The following is a 17,760-nucleotide window of genomic DNA, read 5'->3' on the forward strand; positions in this document are numbered from 1 at the left end:
GTTGTCTTAATAAAAAGGATGATTTACTATTTATAATGTGGAATATCTTTTAAGAAAATATAGGTTTCATTTTTAAAATCCATTTTACAGTAAAAATGTTCTAAACCGTTGGTAAGAATCAAATAATTGGCTCTTAATTTTAAATTATAACGAGCAATTTGATCAAAAGTATTTTGAGTTATTTTTATGGAAGGAGCTTTACATTCAACAATAATTTCAGGTTTTCCATCTGTATTAAAAATTAAAATATCACTTCTTTTTTTTAAATTATTGATGGTTAATTGTTTTTCAAGAGCAATTAAGGTAACTGGATATTTCTTTTCTTCAATTAAAAAATAAACAAAATGTTGACGAACCCATTCTTCTGGAGTTAAAACTATATATTTTTTCCTTAATTTATCAAAAATAAGCATCTTATTTTCGCTACTTTTGAGTTTGAAATTATAAGTTGGTAGATTGAGTTTTTGCATCAATCAAAAGTAAGAAAATGAACGAAATTAGAAACATTGTTTCAGAGATAAAGAAGGGAAATATAAAACCTATCTATTTTTTAATGGGTGAAGAACCTTATTACATTGATAAAATTTCTGATTTTATTGAAGAAAATATTTTAGATGAGGCAGAAAAAGGCTTTAATCAGCAGGTTATGTATGGTAGAGATTCTAGTATAGAAGATATTGTTTCTTCCGCTAAACGCTTCCCAATGATGGCGGAAAGACAGGTTTTAATCGTTAAAGAAGCACAGGATTTAAGCAGAAGTATTGAAAAATTAGTTTCGTATGCAGAAAACCCGCAACCAACAACTGTTTTAGTTTTAAATTATAAATATAAAAAACTTGATAAACGTAAAAAATTGCACAAAGCAATTGCAAAATCAGGATTAATTTATGAAAGTAAAAAGTTATACGAGAATCAAGTTTCAGATTGGATCCGAAGAGTTTTAAGTGGAAAAAAATATCAAATTGAATTAAAAGCGGCACAAATGTTAGTGGAGTTTTTAGGAACTGATTTAAGTAAAATTTCTAATGAATTAGACAAGTTAATGTTAATTTTACCGAAAGAAACTATTATTGACGATAAGCATATAGAAGATAATATTGGTATTTCTAAAGACTTTAATAATTTTGAATTGCGAAAAGCAGTAGGAGAGAAGAATATTGTTAAATCGAATAGAATTATTAATTATTTTGCTGAAAACCCTAAGAATAACCCATTGGTAATGACAATTTCTTTGTTAAATAGTTTTTTTACACAACTTTTATTGTTTCATGGATTACAAGATAAATCTAAAAGTTCTGTTGCAAAAACATTGGGTGTAAATCCTTATTTCGTAGATGAGTATTTTTTAGCTGCTAGAAATTATCCAATGCGCAAAGTTGCACAAGTTATTGCTTTTTTAAGAGAAGCAGATATTAAAAGTAAAGGAGTTGGGGCTCATCAATCTCATAAAGATATTTTAAAAGAATTACTTTTTAAAATTTTACATTAAGAGAGTTCTGATAAGAAATCTATAAAAAAAAACTCCCATAAATGGGAGTTAAATTATAAGTTCTGTTATAAATTATATATAAATCTTATCATATAAATCTTGATAAATATTTTTTATAATTGAACGTTTCATTTTCATGGTTGGTGTTAAATGTCCTCCATCAATAGACCATTCCTCTGGTGTTAATTCAAAACGTTTTATTTGTTCCCATTTCCCAAAGTTTTTGTTGCATTTGTCAACTTCTTCTTGAATCCTTTCTATTACAATTTCTGAAGCTATTATTTCGATATTTGTAGAACCAATTTCAATTTGTTTATGCTGAATCCATTCTCTTAAATATTCAAAATTTGGTTGAATAATTGCTGCTGGCATTTTTTCATTTTCACCCACAACCATCACTTGTTCTATAAATAAAGATTGTTTTAACTCACCCTCTAGTAAAGGAGGTATAACGTATTTTCCTCCAGAAGTTTTAAACATTTCTTTAGTTCTTCCAGTAATTTTTAAAAATCCATCGACGTCAAACTCTCCTTTATCACCTGTATGAAAATACCCATCTTTGATAACTTCAGCCGTTTTTGCATCATCTTTGTAATACCCTTGCATTACATTATGACCTTTTACTAAAATTTCACCAGTTTTGGCAATTTTAACATCAATATCTTTGATAATTCTCCCGACAGTTCCTACTCTAAAGCCACCATTATTTTGGTCATTTACGGATATTACTGGGGATGTTTCTGTTAAGCCATAACCTTCCATAATTGGCATTCCCGCAGCAGCAAAAACACGTGTTAATCTTTGTTGTAAAGCAGCACTTCCAGAAACCATTAATTTTAATTCGCCTCCTAAAACAGCTTGCCATTTAGAAAATATAAGTTTACGAGCTATACCCAATTGTTTTTCATACCACCAACCATTTGCACCATAAGGCTCATATTTTAAACCAAGATTTACTGCCCAGAAAAATAATCTCTTTTTTAAACCTGTTAAATCTTCACCTTTTAAAATAATTTTATCGAAGATTTTTTCATATAATCTTGGAACGGCAGTCATTACCTCTGGTTTAACCTCTTGGGCATTTTCGGTAAGTTTTTCTATTGATTCCGCAAAGTAAATTTCTACACCACAATATTGATATAAATACAAAATCATGCGCTCAAAAATATGACAAACAGGTAAAAAACTTAGGGATCTAGTATTACCATAATCTAAAGGAACTCTTTTTTGAGAATATAAAACATTTTGAACAATGTTATTATGAGAGAGCATTACACCCTTTGGTCTTCCTGTGGTTCCAGAGGTGTATATTAAAGTTGCTAAATCTTCTGGTTTTACAGCATCTTTTCTATTTTCAACTTCATTCTGGTTACTAGTGTCTTCGCCTAATTCTAGAATTTCATTCCAGCTTTTCTCATCTTTTACATCATCAAAAGTAAAAACACCTTTCAACTTTGTTTTACTTTTAATTTGATTTAGTTTTTCCAGAATAGTTACATCTGAAACAAAACAATAAATTGCTTCAGAATGGTTTAAAACATACTCATAATCTTCTTTAGAGATGGTTGGGTAAATGGGCACATTTTGTGCACCAGTTTGTAAAATTCCAATATCACAAATGTTCCATTCAGTTCTGTTGGTACTCGAGATAACTGCAATTTTATCGTTTGGTTGTATGCCTAACTTTAGTAACCCTCTACTTAATTGATTAGATTGGTTTACATAATCTTGTGTAGAAATAGATTCCCATTTTTCATTGTGTTTTGTGGAAAATGCTTTTTTAAGATTGTAAGTTTCTAATTGATAATAAGGAAAATCAAATAATCTAGTAATTTCTGTAGGCATAAGTTCTGTTTTTGTAGTATTGCAAAGTAGTACTTTTACATTGATTTTACAAATACTTATGAATAGACTTTAAGTTCTATGAATTATATATTTTTTGATGCAAATTTTTGTATTTTTCTTTAATTACTTTTCTTTTCATTTTCATTGTTGGTGTTAAATGTCCAGCTTCTATAGACCATTCATCCTGAGTAATTTCAAACTTTTTAATTTGCTCCCATTTTCCAAATTTTTGATTATGAAAATCGATTTCTTTTTGAATTCTAGAAATAATTTGTTCATCGGTAGTAACATCTGTAATTTTATATTCATGACGTTCTGCCCATTCTTCTATGAAACTAAAATTAGGCTGAATTAATGCTGCTGGCATTTTTTCTCCTTCACCAATGACCATCACTTGTTCTATAAAACGAGATTGTTTTAGTTCGCTTTCTAAGGCAGCAGGGGCAATATATTTTCCTCCTGAAGTTTTAAAGATTTCTTTTTTTCTATCTGTGATTGTTAAAAATCCTTGCTTATCAATTTCACCAATATCTCCTGTATGCAAATATCCGTCTATAATAGTTTTATTGGTCATTTCTTCATTTTTGTAATAGCCCAACATCACATTATCCCCTTTCATTAAAATCTCTCCATCATCAGCAATTTTAACTTCTATACCGTCTAAAGGTTTACCAACAGTGCCAATTTTTAAACTATTATTTCGTAGGTCATTTAAAGTTCCTCCGGGAGAAGATTCAGTCATTCCATAACCTTCAAAAATATTAATTCCGGCAGCTGTAAAAACTCTGATTAATCGATGTTGAAGAGGAGCGCTTCCTGAAATCATAAACTGTAAATTACCCCCTAAAGCTTCTTGCCATTTAGAAAATATTAATTTTCTTGCAATATTTAATTTAAAGTGATAAAAAGCACTTTTTTTATTATAAGGTTCATATTGCTCTCCCAAAGATACTGCCCAAAAGAAGAGTTGTTTTTTAATACCAGACAATTTACTCCCTTTATCCACTATTTTATCGAAAATTTTTTCCAATAATCTTGGGACCACGGCCAAATAATGAGGTTTAACTTCTCTTATAGTGTCTCCAATTTTTTCTATACTTTCAGCAAAATAGATTTCAAAACCCATGAATAGGTTGTAATAAGAAGCACTTCTTTCAAAAATATGACAAATAGGTAGGTAACTAATAATTCTATTATTTCCTTGAGTTAAATCTATTCCTTTTGCCGTTTTAAAAACGGTAAAAACAATATTTTTATGAGACAGCATAACTCCTTTCGGGGTTCCAGTCGTACCAGAGGTGTAAATAATTGTTGCTAAATCTTCTGGTTTTACATTTTGTTTTAAATCTTCAATTTTATCTTGGTAATTTTCTTTTTCTCCAATTTCCAGAAAAGAATTCCAACTATACGATGTTTGTAAATCCTGAAGAGAAAAAATATTTTTCAATTGGGTTTTACTCGCCACAGATTTAACTTTTTGATACAAGTCATCATCAGAAACAAAACAATATTTAGCATCGGAATGATTTAAAATATAACCGTAATCTTTTTCCGATAAAGTTGCATATAAAGGCACATTTTGTGCACCAATTTGTAAAATACCAATGTCTAAAATATGCCAATTTGGATTATTATTTGAGGTAATTACTGCAATTTTATCATTTGGTTGCACACCTAATTTCAATAAAGAACTACTTACTTTATTTGCATCAGTTATAAATTGTTGTGTGGAAATACTTTTCCAACTATTTCCTTTTTTGTAGTTAAAACATTTTTTTTGTGGGAAATTTTCTAATTGATGGTAACCAAAATCAAAAATTCGAGAAATTTTATGAGACATATTTACAACTTAATTTCTGACAAGTTAGTAAAATGTTGGAACAAAAAAAAAAGCAACGGAAAGTTAACCTTTTTAAACCTATAGTTTTTTACTATTTAATAGGTATTTATTAAAACTTTTTCCGTTAATTTTAGTGTATTTAGATTCAATCTCATAAGCTACTTTCATATTTGTAATGTTAAATTCTCCTGATACTTTCATGTATTTAATATTTAAGTCTTCTTCAAAATTTGTATTTTTAAAAGAAACTCCATTAAAAAAATTAGTATACTTAAATGTTGCAGAGTCTTTAAATACAGCATTAGAGAAGCTTACATTCGTGTTGAATTTGGCATATTTAAAAGTAGCAGTTTTATTAAAATTTGTATCCTTAAAACTAATATTTTCATCAAATTGAGCGTATTTAAATGTGCTGTCATTCATAAAAGAAGAACCAGAAAAATCAGAATTTCGTTCAAAACGGGAGTATTTAAACATTGCTTTTCTTTCGAAAGTACAGTTTTTAAATATAACTTCATCTTCAAAGTTAGCAGTGAATGTATAACCAGAATCTTCATCAGGAATATAAGCCAAAACATCATTTTTAAAAGTACAGTTTGTAAAAGAGACTTTAACTTCAATTAATTTTTTAATTGTATTATTTGAATCGCTATAATTCCACCAGCTGGTTTTTTTCTTTTTAGGAAGTTTCTCAATAGCTTCATCCATAAATGTAAGATCTAGCACACCCACAATAGTTACATTTTGATAAGAAATTATATTACCTGCTTTTATCTCTTGCATTATGTCTGAAGCTTCAATATTTTTTTGAGCAAAGCCCATTGTAGATATCAAAAATAAACCGGATGCTATTAGGATAAATTTATTTTTCATTTTAAAAGTTTTTAATTGGTTTATATAGTAATGACACCTCATTTTTTAAGTTGTGACACAATCTTCCTTATTTTTTACTAAAAAGTAAATTTATATCGATTTTTTGTATTTTATTTTCAGCATAAATTAAAAATGTTTGCAAGATATTTATTGTTAAACAATATTCTTTAATTATTTTGTAAAATGCTTATAACATGATTTTTATCACCTTTAATTATTTGTTTAAAATTTACCTTTAGACATGCTTTTGGTGAAGCATAGTTTAAAATTAATTAAAAATAATATTATGGAAGTATTTCAAAAGGTAAAACCCCGTGTGTATAAATTTGGCGACAAACAAGCTGACGGTAGCAGTGCAATGAAAAACTTATTAGGTGGTAAAGGAGCTAATTTAGCAGAGATGAGTGCCATAGGTATTCCTGTCCCTCCAGGGTTTACCATCACTACTGAAGTTTGTACAGAATATAATTTATTAGGAAAGGAAACCGTTGTTGAGATGATTCGAGAGGAAATGGAAACTTCTATCGAAAATATCGAAACTCTAATGGGAACAAAATTTGGTAATAAAGAGAATCCTCTTTTAGTTTCTGTGCGCTCTGGAGCAAGAGTTTCTATGCCAGGAATGATGGATACTGTCCTGAATCTTGGAATGAATGATGATGTTGTTTTAGGCTTAGCAAAGAAAACAAATAATGAACAATTTGCCTGGGATTCTTATCGTCGTTTTATTCAAATGTATGGTGGTGTGGTTTTAGGAATGAAACCTGCTTCAAAGGATGATATTGATCCTTTTGAGGAGATTATGGAAAATTTAAAAGAAAAAAGAGGTATCGAACTCGATACTGAATTTACAATTAACGATTTAAAGGATTTGGTATTTGATTTTAAAGAGGCGGTTAAAAAAAGAACTGGTCACGATTTCCCAACAAATCCGTGGGATCAACTTTGGGGAGCAATCATAGCAGTATTTAATAGTTGGAATGGTAATAGAGCCGTATATTATAGAAATATGCATGGATATCCTGCAGATTGGGGTACAGCCGTAAATGTGCAAGCAATGGTTTATGGAAATATGGGAGACAATTCTGGTACAGGAGTTTGTTTTACGCGTGATGCTGGTACAGGAGAAAATGTGTTTAATGGTGAGTATTTAATAAATGCACAAGGAGAAGATGTTGTTGCTGGTGTTAGAACTCCTCAACAAATCACAAAATTAGGTTCAGAACGTTGGGCGGAATTAGCAAAAATTGAGGAAGAAGATAGAGTGCAAAATTATCCTTCTTTAGAAGAATTAATGCCTTCAATTTATAATGAACTTAATTCTTATCAAGACATACTAGAAAAACACTATCGTGATATGCAAGATATGGAGTTTACTATGCAAGATGGAAAACTTTGGATATTGCAAACTAGAAATGGAAAACGTACCGGAGCTGCTATGGTTAAAATAGCAATGGATTTATTGAAGGAAGGGATGATAGATGAAAAAGACGCCTTAACTTCAATACAAGCTATTAAACTAGATGAACTTTTACATCCTATTTTTGATCCGAAGGCCCTAAAAAAAGCAAATGTTATTGCCCAAGGTTTACCCGCTTCTCCTGGAGCAGCGACTGGTAAAATTGTGTTTTTTGCTGATGAAGCTAACAAATATAAAAATAGTATTCTAGTAAGAATTGAAACTTCACCCGAAGATTTAGAAGGAATGAATATTGCCAAAGGTATTTTAACGGCACGAGGCGGTATGACATCTCACGCGGCTGTTGTAGCCCGAGGTATGGGGAAATGTTGTATTTCTGGTGCGGGAGCTTTAAAAATAAATTATAAGACTAGAACACTTAAAGTTGGAGGTCATGAATATCATGAGGGAGATTGGATTTCATTGAATGGTTCTACGGGTAATATTATAGAAGGTAAGGTTGCCACGATTGAACCTGAATTAAGTGGTGAATTTGCAGAAGTGATGGAACTTTCGAATAAGTACGCAATAATGAAAGTAAGAACTAATGCAGACAGTCCGAAAGATGCGAAGATAGCGCGTAGTTTTGGAGCACAAGGTATTGGTTTAACAAGAACTGAGCATATGTTTTTTGAAGTGGATAGAATAAAAGCAATGCGCGAAATGATTTTAGCGGAAACTGTTAAAGGTAGAAAAAAGGCATTAAAAGATTTATTACCAATGCAACGAGCAGATTTTGAAGGTATTTTTGAAGCTATGGAAGGTTTACCGGTAACAATTCGTTTATTAGACCCGCCGTTACATGAGTTTGTGCCTCATCAATTGGCTACTCAAAAAGAATTAGCAGATGAAATGCATATTTCATTACAATCAATAAAAAATAAAGTTTCAGAATTGGAAGAATTTAATCCAATGCTTGGGCATAGGGGTTGTAGATTAGGAAATACCTATCCAGAAATTACAGAAATGCAAACGAGAGCTATTATTGAAGCTGCTTTAAATCTAAAAGAAAGGGGTATTCATTCTAAACCAGAAATTATGGTTCCTTTAGTTGGAACTTTTAAGGAATTTGAGTTTCAAGAAGAGATTATTAGAAGTACAGCAAATAAAATTTTTAAAGAAAGAGATAATAAATTGGAGTATTTAGTTGGAACAATGATAGAAATTCCAAGAGCCGCATTAATGGCAGATAAAATTGCGGAAAAAGCAGATTTTTTCTCTTTTGGAACCAATGATTTAACACAAATGACATTTGGTTATTCACGTGATGACGCAGGTAAATTTCTACCTACTTATATTGAAAAAGGGATTTTAAAAGTTGACCCTTTTGAGGTATTGGATCAAGAAGGAGTAGGGCAATTAGTTATAATTGGAACAGAAAGAGGTAGAAGCGTAAAATCTAATTTAAAAGTAGGGATTTGTGGAGAACACGGAGGAGAACCCAGCTCTATCGAGTTTTGTTATAATTCAGGAATGGATTATGTGAGTTGCTCACCATATAGAGTACCAATTGCGAGATTAGTTTCTGCACAAGCAGCTATTAATTCAATTAAATAATATTTATATAATTTAATACGATGATAAAACCCAGAAGTTTAATACTTCTGGGTTTTTTTGCGAAGACTTTTCATCAATCATAAATAATTTTTTTAGTGTTGTAAAAGTAAAAAGACCAAATAGTTAAATTTGGTCTTTTTAAATTTCATAGCAATAAATTTATCAATTAATCCCCTAAAATAAATTAATAATCTATTGATAGATTGTTTCACAAAGATAATACGGCAATAACAAAAAGAATTGTAAAAAAACGTAAAAATTTACTGGTTTAGGTATGATTTTAATAATAAGTAATCTTTTTTTAAAAATGATTTTAAATTTTGCTTCATGAACAATTTAAAATCTTTTGCAAAATGCGAAGAGTCGTAATAGTTATATTTATAAATTAGATCTTTTAGCTCAATATCTCCGGAATAGTATTTTCTCATTAGTTGTTGAAAACGAAATAATCTTATATACCTGCCAGGAGTTAACCCTACTATTTTTTTAAATTGTACTTCCAATGTTTTTTGTGAAGTTGAAATTTCATTTATTATGTCTAATACATTCAATAGGCCCTCTTTTTCTCTAATTAGGTTAATAGCATCATCAATTTGTTTAGTATTTTTATCAATATGAAGAAATGAGTTTAAAAAAAAAGAATTTAAATTTTGAATCAATTCTTCAGGTCCTTTAGATTTTTTGAAAATTGGCAAAAGTTTATTATAAAAAGATTCATTAATTTGTGCTAATGGCAAGTGCCTACTCTTTAATTTAGATACATCAATATTCAATAATTTATGAAGTGCTGTTGGGTGAAAATTAGCTCCGATGGACTCTGTAATAGAAACGGATGAAAAATCATATGACCTAAAGTACTGACCAGTAACCATAAGGTCAGTTAGAAGTGTTTCATTACCCTTAAAAACAATTTTTTGGTTACCATCTGGAATGTATAATAAATGTGTTAATCCAATAGGTAAAATAACAGATTTAAAAGGAATGTCCTCCTCCTCAAAAGAAATGTAGAAGTATTTCTCAATTAAATGAGGAACTTCATTAGATTCAAAAAATTTATTATCCATAGCTTTTCAAATGTAGCTATGAAATTAAATAAATACTTGTAAAAAATCGTAAATAATTAAAATTTAGGCAATATGCTTAGTAGTGCAGGTTTTACAAAATGCTTTGTCATTTTTTGAACATATTTATATCTATCATAATTTTTTAAACTTATTTTTATGAAAATAAGTTGAGCTACTTTTTATTTTCTATCCATACTTTAGCATTCACAAAGGCCTCTAACCAAGGAGAAACTTCATCTTTTCTTCCCATTGGGTAGTTTGCCCAATTCCATTGGAAAGTAGAACGTTCTATATGTGGCATGGTAACCAAATGACGACCTGTTTGATCGCATAGCATTGCCGTGTTAAAATCGGATCCATTGGGATTGTTAGGATAGCCATCATAACCGTATTTCGCCACAATATTGTAATTCTCTTCAGCTTCCGGTAAGTTAAATTTTCCTTCTCCATGAGAAATCCAAACGCCTAATTCGGTGCCTGCTAAAGAAGAAAGCATCACAGAATCATTTTCTTGAATTTTTACAGAAGTAAATGAACTCTCGTGTTTCTGAGAATCATTATGAATTAGTTTTCCATGCACTTTATGTTTTGGATTAATTAGGTCTAATTCCATCCATAATTGTGCTCCGTTACAAATACCTATAGACAATGTATCTTCTCTTTTAAAGAAGTTTTTTAATGCTTTTTTTGCTTTAGGATTGTACAAAAATGCTCCAGCCCAACCTTTAGCAGAACCTAAAACATCTGAATTAGAAAAACCACCAACGGCGCCAATAAACTGAATGTCTTCTAACGTTTCACGACCAGAAATTAAATCTGTCATATGTACATCTTTTACATCAAAACCAGCTAAATACATGGCGTTTGCCATTTCTCGTTCAGAATTTGAACCTTTTTCTCTTATGATTGCAGCTTTTGGTCTTGTTATTTTTGAATTTATTTTCGGTAATTTTCCTTTAAAGTTCTTTGGAAAAACATATTGTAAAGGTTGTTTTTTATAATTATCAAAACGATCTTGTGCTAAGTTGTTAGCAGTTTGCTTTTGATCTAATAAGAAAGAAGTTTTATACCACACATCTCTCATTTCAGCAACATCAAAAGAGAAATTATCTTCATTATTTATAATGTTTACTTTTCCAGAGTTGTTTGAAGTACCAATATTGAAAAATTCAATGTTATTTTCTGATAAAATTGTTTCTACAGAGTCATCAGCTTGAAAAACAATTCCTGAATTTTCAGCAAATAAAACTTTAATAGTGTCTTCTTCATTTAAAGAAGTAATATTGAAATTTGCTCCTAAATTTACATCAGCAAAACACATTTCTAATAAAGTTGTAATGAATCCACCAGAAGCAACATCATGTCCTGCTGTAATTTTATCAGCTTTAATTAATTTTTGAATTGTATTAAAGGTGTTTTTTATAAACGCAGTGTTTTTTACGTCAGGAGCTTCATTTCCAATCGTATTTAAAACTTGGTGGAAAGAACTTCCTCCTAATTTAAATTCATCTTGAGAGATATTGATATAATAGATATTTCCTCCATCAATTTTTAAAATAGGTTCCACAACTTTACTGATTTCATTACAGTTTCCTGCAGCAGAAATAATAACGGTTCCTGGAGCAATTACTTCATCATGAGCATATTTTTGTTTCATTGATAAAGAATCTTTTCCGGTAGGAACATTAATTCCTAAATCAATAGAAAATTCTGAAACTGCTTTTACTGCTTTGTATAAACGAGCATCTTCACCTTCATTTTTACAAGGCCACATCCAGTTAGCAGATAAAGAAATTGAATCTAAATTATCTTTTAAAGGTGCCCAAATAATATTGGTTAAAGATTCAGTAATTGCATTTCTACTTCCTGCTGTAGGATCAATTAATCCTGAAATAGGAGAGTGGCCAATAGCTGTTGCAACTCCTTCTTTTCCATTATAATCCAGTGCCATAACACCAACATTGTTCAACGGAATTTGTAATGGACCCACACATTGTTGTTTGGCTACTTTACCACCAACACATCTATCCACTTTATTAGTTAACCAATCTTTACAAGCGACAGCTTCTAATTGTAAAACTTGTTTTAAATAGATTTGTAAATTTTTCGTTTTATAACGTGGATTTTTATATTTTCTTACAACAGTGTTATCTGTTAATATCGTTTTAGGAGAACTACCAAACATATCTTCTAGAGCTAAATCCATAGGTTTTTTTCCTGTAGATTTAGATTCAAAAGTAAAACGATCATCACCTGTAACTTCACCAACAGTGTACATTGGCGAACGCTCGCGCTCTGCGATTTTTTGTAAGGTATCTATATGTTTTTCAGCAATAACTAATCCCATTCTTTCTTGAGATTCGTTACCAATAATTTCTTTTGCTGATAAAGTAGGATCTCCAATAGGTAGTTTATCTAAATCGATTTTACCACCAGTATCTTCTACTAATTCTGATAAACAATTTAAATGGCCACCAGCACCATGATCATGAATAGAAACAATAAAATTCTCTTCACTTTCTACCATTCCACGAATTGCATTTGCAGCACGTTTTTGCATTTCTGGATTAGAACGTTGTACAGCATTTAATTCAATTCCTGAATCTAAAGCACCTGTATCTGCGGATGAAACTGCAGCGCCACCCATTCCAATTCTGTAGTTTTCACCACCAAGAATAACAATTTTATCACCTTCTTTTGGCGTGTCTTTTAAGGCTTGTTCTGCTTTTCCATAACCAATTCCACCAGCTTGCATAATAACTTTATCATACCCTAGTTTTCTAGGTTTAGATTCACTTGACGAGGAGTTTTCTTCGTGCTCAAAAGTTAATACAGAACCCGTAATTAATGGTTGTCCAAATTTGTTTCCAAAATCTGAAGCACCATTAGAGGCTTTTATTAAAATATCCATTGGAGTTTGGTATAACCAATCTCTTGCTTCAAATTTGTTTTCCCAATATCTTGTATTCTTAACGGCATCTATAGAAGCTTCTAAACGAGAGTAAGAAGTCATGTAAACTGCTGTTCCTGCTAAAGGTAAAGAGCCTTTTCCTCCTGCAAGTCTATCTCTAATTTCTCCGCCAGAACCAGTTGCAGCTCCGTTAAAAGGCTCAACAGTGGTTGGGAAATTATGTGTTTCTGCTTTTATAGAAATTACAGAGTTAAAGTCTTCTGTTTGATAAAAATCAGGCTTTTCGGCTGATTTAGGTGCAAACTGTACAACTTTAGGACCTTTGATAAAAGCGACATTATCTTTATATGCAGAAACAATATCGTTTGGAAATTGTTTAGACGTTTCTTTAATCATTTTAAATAGGGAAGTGGGTTGCTCTTCTCCATCTATCACAAAAGTTCCGTTAAATATTTTATGTCGACAGTGTTCTGAATTTACTTGGCTAAATCCAAATACTTCAGAGTCTGTTAATTTCCTTCCTATTTTTTTAGCAACACTCTCAAGGTAACCAACTTCTTCATCACTTAAAGACAAACCTTCCTGATTATTATATGCAGCGATGTCATCAATAGCCAAAATAGCTTCTGGCTGAATATCGATTGTAAATGATTCTTGATGTAAACCATCGAATTTCTCGGAGATCATTGGATCAAAATCAGTAAAATTTTCAGTAGAGGAAACAAATTCTTCAATTCGGATAATATCTTTGATACCCATATTTTGAGTAATTTCAACTGCATTTGTGCTCCAAGGAGTAATCATAGCCGCTCTTGGCCCCACAAAAAAAGCATCAATTGATACTTCCTCTATTTTTGGTTGATTAGCAAATAACCATGTCAGTTTAGCAATTGTAACTTTCGTTAATTCTTTTGTTGTTTGAACAGCGAATACTTTACTGTTTTTATTTCCAAAGAAATGAATCATTATCGTGTGGTGTTTTCTTGTTGTTGTAAAACGCAAATTTACTTTTTTTCAGTAGTATTTAATCATAATATGTAACTGAAGTTTTAGAGTTATTTACTTCTTTATTAACAAAAAACCTTAAATTGATATTTTATAGTACAAGTTTTCTTAATTTTAAGCATAAAAAAATACAATGAATCAGTCAAAACTATAAAAATGAATAAAAAACTACCGAATTTCGTTGCACTTTTAGGTATGACACTCCTTTTTATTAGTGCAACAATTGATTTAGATAATTTATTCAATTATGCTAATCAATCTAAACCTAATTATATTAATAAAGACAATACTGCAGATGGAAATCAAATAGATGATAAAATTGCAACTTTAGGGAGAGTGTTGTTTTATGATAAAAAATTATCTGCCAATAATACGATTGCATGCGCAAGTTGCCATAAACAAGAAAAAGCGTTTGGTGATGATGCAACTCAGAGTGTTGGTTTAAACGGTAGTTTAACAGGAAGACACTCCATGAGATTAATTAATTCGAGATTTTCTGATGAGAATAAGTTTTTTTGGGATGAAAGAGCTTCCAGTTTAGAAGATCAGACTACAAAACCAATTCAAGATCATGTAGAAATGGGTTTTAGCGGCACTGAAGGAGATCCTGATTTTAATGATTTGATTACAAAACTATCTGCCGTTGATTATTATCAAGAATTATTCAAATTTGCATTTGGTGATGAAACAATTACAGAGCGTAAAATGCAATTAGCTTTAGCACAATTTATAAGGAGTATTCAGTCTTTTGATTCTAAGTTTGATGTGGGTTTAGTTCAAGTAAATAATCCAAATAATGATTTCCCTAATTTCACGGCTCAAGAAAATTTAGGAAAACGATTGTTTAGAGATCCCCCAAACATGAATGGAGCAGGTTGTGCAGGGTGTCATAGAGGCAATGAGTTTGATATAGATCCTAATTCAGGAAATAATGGGATTATTGGTGTTGCAGGAAGCACAACAGAAATAGATTTAACTAATTTACGAGCGCCAACTTTAAGAGATTTGGTAAATCCTGATGGAAATTTAAACGGTCCTTTAATGCATGACGGAAGTATAAAAACATTATTAGACGTAATGAATCATTATGATGCAATACCTAATAATACTGCAAATACAAATCTTGATAATAGGTTAAGACCTCGAGGAACTCCACAAATATTAAATTTAACGAATGATAAAAAAGAAGCTGTAGTAGCTTTCTTAAAAACATTAACGGGTACTGATGTATATACAAATGAAAAATGGTCTAATCCTTTTGATGAAAATGGGAGTATAGTATTAACAGGTAGCGTTTTATCTACAAATGAAGAAGTGTTTGGTCAGAAAGTAAATATCTATCCAAATCCTGTTGAAAACAGGTTGTTTATTGAAATTGCTAAAGGTTCTTATGTAAGTACTGTTTATGATGTTCAAGGTAAAAAAGTGTACACAAAAAACATAAAAGATACTTCAGAACTTGATTTCAGTGCTTTAAATAAAGGTATTTATATGTTAAAAATTACAGATATAATTACTCATAAAAGTTTTGTGAAAAGGCTCATTAAAAAGTAACACTTTCATCTATGCATATAATTTAAAATTAAAAAAGACGCCTAAAATTAAGGCGTCTTTTTTAGTTTGATTAAAAATTAAGATTTAATTTTTAATCAATTTTTTAGTCAATGATATGTTATCGACCGTCATTTTTACAATGTATATGCCTTTCGATAAGTTTGAGATATCTATGTTGTTTTTTTGTGCTGTTATTTCTATAGATTTTACCATTTTACCTAATACATTGTAGATATTAACGTCTGTATTATTTGTTGTTTTAATGTAAATTGTATTTCCGTTTGCAGGATTTGGATAGATTTTAATGTCCGATAATAAATTATCAGCTAAACTGGCGGTAGATCCATTATGAGAACCAATATCATCAACAGTGTTTTGATCAAAAGCTATCCATTCACCTTGTTCGCTATAAACAATGTTTGGCCCTGTAATGTCATTGCTTCTTCTTAAAGTTATATTCGCAGCAAAGTTATCTGTACCATCTAAATCGCCAATAATATCTACTAAAACACCATCTTTAAATAACCCAACTCTGTCATCACCATTAAAAGTCATAGGTGTTGTATTGGCAATTCCTAAATCAGCTTCATCTATTAATTTTTGAATGTTTGCATCACTGTTAATAATTACATACACATCATTAGGTGCAATTGAACCTGTTAAATTTAATGCTGTTTCCCAATTACCTCCTGATTGTCTTGCAACTGAATATGGAGTTAAATCTGCTGTATTACCAGTTATGTTTGCAATTTCAATAGCTTTATTAAAGCTATTACCTTCAACGTATTCTGAGAAAAATAAATCAACTGCATTATTACTACCATCAGTAGTTGTAGCTGTAACTGCTGCAGATTGAGCAGATAAATTATTTGCTTGATCTTTTGCTAAAACACGAACACTATAAGATGTAGAAGCTGTTAAACTTGAAACATTATAGTTTGTATTTGCAGTAGAACCATGAAGAGAGCCATCTATATAAACATCATAACTTGAAACACTAACATTATCTGTTGATGCAGACCAGCTTACCTTAAAACTTGTACCAGTTTCATTTGATATAGTAAGGTTTGTTGGAACAGTTGGTGCAGAAGCATCTGTTAAAGTTGTGCCGCTTGCAGCCGCAGATTGGGCAGATTTATTACCGACTAAATCTTTTGCTAAAACGGTAATACTATAAGTTGTACTAGAGTTTAAGTTTGATAAAGAAAAATTAGTGTTCGCAGTATTTCCACTTAAATTTCCATCTACATAAACATCATAACTAGTAACAGCTATATTATCTGTAGATGCTGTCCAAGAAATATCGAAAGAATTAAAGTTAATATTATTTACAGAAACATTTGCAGGTACAGTAGGTGCTTCATTATCTGTAGATGTATAAATTCCCCATGAATCTATAGCGGCGTCACCTCCCCAAATTCTGGTTGCCAAATAGGCATTGTCTATAAATGGATTTCTGTTTCCTTGTGCATAGGTTTGATTAGAATCATGATAAGTATTTCTTTGTCTTTCAAAATCTGAAACAGGATCTTCTGCGTTCCATTTTAAGAAAAGATCAATCATAGCATCTGGAGTAGCATTAGAGCTTCCAACACCAACCACAGAAGGTAAACATTGATTGCCATAACGTATGTACATATACATCATCATCCTAGCAATATCTCCTTTCCATTCATCCCCTGGGAACCAACCACCTGAGACACTACCTGAGTTACCAGAACCATCTACAAATTTTAAATTACCACGATTGCCATTATAACCTACATCACTTGGTCGCAAATGATGGGCATCTGCTCCAGGACCAGTACTCCCTAAATTTGGATTTCCTAAAGATTTTGGATAGGTGTGTTCTCTATTCCAATCTCCTGTATTGCCACCATTCGAGTTTATATTTCTTGACCTAGCGGCTGTGCCAGAAGCAGCGTATCCATAAACTAATAAAACTTCAGAATTATTTGTAGGATTTAAATCCGTAACTTTTAAAGCTTCCCAAACACCAGGCGTATAGCTTAATAAATTTGTATGTTCATTTATTGTTTTTGTTGCTAATTTATCCTTTAGACTTAATCCTTCCGCAGATAAATCTACATCATTATAATAAACTTCTTGAGCATTACTAAGTGAACTTAAAAATAATGATATTAAAAGTAGTATTTTTTTCAT

At 30.8% G+C, this 17,760-nt stretch carries 10 protein-coding genes; 3 read left to right on the top strand and 7 right to left on the bottom strand.

Annotated elements, in window-relative coordinates:
* Nucleotides 1–26 precede the first annotated feature (26 nt).
* Nucleotides 27–470, bottom strand: coding sequence for a type I restriction enzyme HsdR N-terminal domain-containing protein (locus BLT88_RS06390; protein ID WP_091953745.1), 444 nt, complete (start codon nucleotides 468–470; stop codon nucleotides 27–29).
* A 17-nt stretch (nucleotides 471–487) separates the two neighbouring features.
* Between BLT88_RS06390 and holA the strand changes: the two genes are divergently transcribed.
* Entirely contained in the window at nucleotides 488–1,489 is a 1,002-nt protein-coding gene (gene holA / locus BLT88_RS06395) for a DNA polymerase III subunit delta (protein WP_091953747.1), read from the top strand.
* 72 nt (nucleotides 1,490–1,561) lie between these two features.
* On the opposite strand, the gene BLT88_RS06400 is transcribed toward holA, so the two are convergent.
* The 3 genes from BLT88_RS06400 to BLT88_RS06410 all read right to left on the bottom strand — a co-directional run bounded on the left by BLT88_RS06400 (nucleotide 1,562) and on the right by BLT88_RS06410 (nucleotide 6,047).
* On the bottom strand, nucleotides 1,562–3,334 hold the full coding sequence (locus tag BLT88_RS06400) for a long-chain fatty acid--CoA ligase (RefSeq protein ID WP_036785785.1): 1,773 nt from the start codon (nucleotides 3,332–3,334) through the stop codon (nucleotides 1,562–1,564).
* Between the two features lie 76 nt (nucleotides 3,335–3,410).
* Nucleotides 3,411–5,174, bottom strand: coding sequence for a long-chain fatty acid--CoA ligase (locus BLT88_RS06405; RefSeq protein WP_091953748.1), 1,764 nt, complete (start codon nucleotides 5,172–5,174; stop codon nucleotides 3,411–3,413).
* A gap of 78 nt (nucleotides 5,175–5,252) precedes the next feature.
* Complete coding sequence (locus BLT88_RS06410) at nucleotides 5,253–6,047, bottom strand: pentapeptide repeat-containing protein (protein ID WP_091953750.1); 795 nt, start codon at nucleotides 6,045–6,047, stop codon at nucleotides 5,253–5,255.
* Nucleotides 6,048–6,333: 286 nt separating this feature from the next.
* Between BLT88_RS06410 and ppdK the strand changes: the two genes are divergently transcribed.
* Nucleotides 6,334–9,063, top strand: a complete 2,730-nt coding sequence (ppdK, locus tag BLT88_RS06415) for a pyruvate, phosphate dikinase (RefSeq protein WP_091955684.1) — start codon at nucleotides 6,334–6,336, stop codon at nucleotides 9,061–9,063.
* 260 nt (nucleotides 9,064–9,323) lie between these two features.
* Here the strand turns inward: ppdK and BLT88_RS06420 are convergent, their stop codons facing one another.
* A complete protein-coding gene (locus tag BLT88_RS06420; RefSeq protein WP_091953751.1) occupies nucleotides 9,324–10,127 on the bottom strand; it encodes an AraC family transcriptional regulator in 804 nt (267 codons plus the stop codon).
* A gap of 172 nt (nucleotides 10,128–10,299) precedes the next feature.
* Nucleotides 10,300–14,004 (bottom strand): phosphoribosylformylglycinamidine synthase, encoded by a 3,705-nt coding sequence (gene purL / locus BLT88_RS06425; protein WP_091953753.1) that lies wholly within the window; start codon nucleotides 14,002–14,004, stop codon nucleotides 10,300–10,302.
* A 195-nt stretch (nucleotides 14,005–14,199) separates the two neighbouring features.
* Here purL and BLT88_RS06430 point away from each other — a divergent pair, with 195 nt between their 5' ends.
* Nucleotides 14,200–15,597 carry a cytochrome c peroxidase gene (locus tag BLT88_RS06430; protein ID WP_091953755.1) on the top strand — a complete coding sequence of 466 codons (1,398 nt, stop codon included), beginning with the start codon at nucleotides 14,200–14,202 and terminating at the stop codon, nucleotides 15,595–15,597.
* 84 nt (nucleotides 15,598–15,681) lie between these two features.
* Here BLT88_RS06430 and BLT88_RS06435 read toward each other — a convergent pair whose 3' ends face one another.
* Entirely contained in the window at nucleotides 15,682–17,760 is a 2,079-nt protein-coding gene (locus tag BLT88_RS06435; protein ID WP_091953756.1) for an endonuclease, read from the bottom strand.

This window comes from Polaribacter sp. Hel1_33_78 (assembly GCF_900106075.1).
Lineage (GTDB): Bacteria > Bacteroidota > Bacteroidia > Flavobacteriales > Flavobacteriaceae > Polaribacter.

Bases quoted from the DNA above. Each gene is read 5' to 3' on its own strand.
- BLT88_RS06390 (WP_091953745.1), bottom strand. From the start codon at position 470: ATGCAAAAACTCAATCTACCAACTTATAATTTCAAACTCAAAAGTAGC.
- holA (WP_091953747.1), top strand. From the start codon at position 488: ATGAACGAAATTAGAAACATTGTTTCAGAGATAAAGAAGGGAAATATA.
- ppdK (WP_091955684.1), top strand. From the start codon at position 6,334: ATGGAAGTATTTCAAAAGGTAAAACCCCGTGTGTATAAATTTGGCGAC.
- BLT88_RS06430 (WP_091953755.1), top strand. From the start codon at position 14,200: ATGAATAAAAAACTACCGAATTTCGTTGCACTTTTAGGTATGACACTC.
- BLT88_RS06435 (WP_091953756.1), bottom strand. From the start codon at position 17,760: ATGAAAAAAATACTACTTTTAATATCATTATTTTTAAGTTCACTTAGT.
- purL (WP_091953753.1), bottom strand. From the start codon at position 14,004: ATGATTCATTTCTTTGGAAATAAAAACAGTAAAGTATTCGCTGTTCAA.
- BLT88_RS06400 (WP_036785785.1), bottom strand. From the start codon at position 3,334: ATGCCTACAGAAATTACTAGATTATTTGATTTTCCTTATTATCAATTA.
- BLT88_RS06410 (WP_091953750.1), bottom strand. From the start codon at position 6,047: ATGAAAAATAAATTTATCCTAATAGCATCCGGTTTATTTTTGATATCT.
- BLT88_RS06420 (WP_091953751.1), bottom strand. From the start codon at position 10,127: ATGGATAATAAATTTTTTGAATCTAATGAAGTTCCTCATTTAATTGAG.
- BLT88_RS06405 (WP_091953748.1), bottom strand. From the start codon at position 5,174: ATGTCTCATAAAATTTCTCGAATTTTTGATTTTGGTTACCATCAATTA.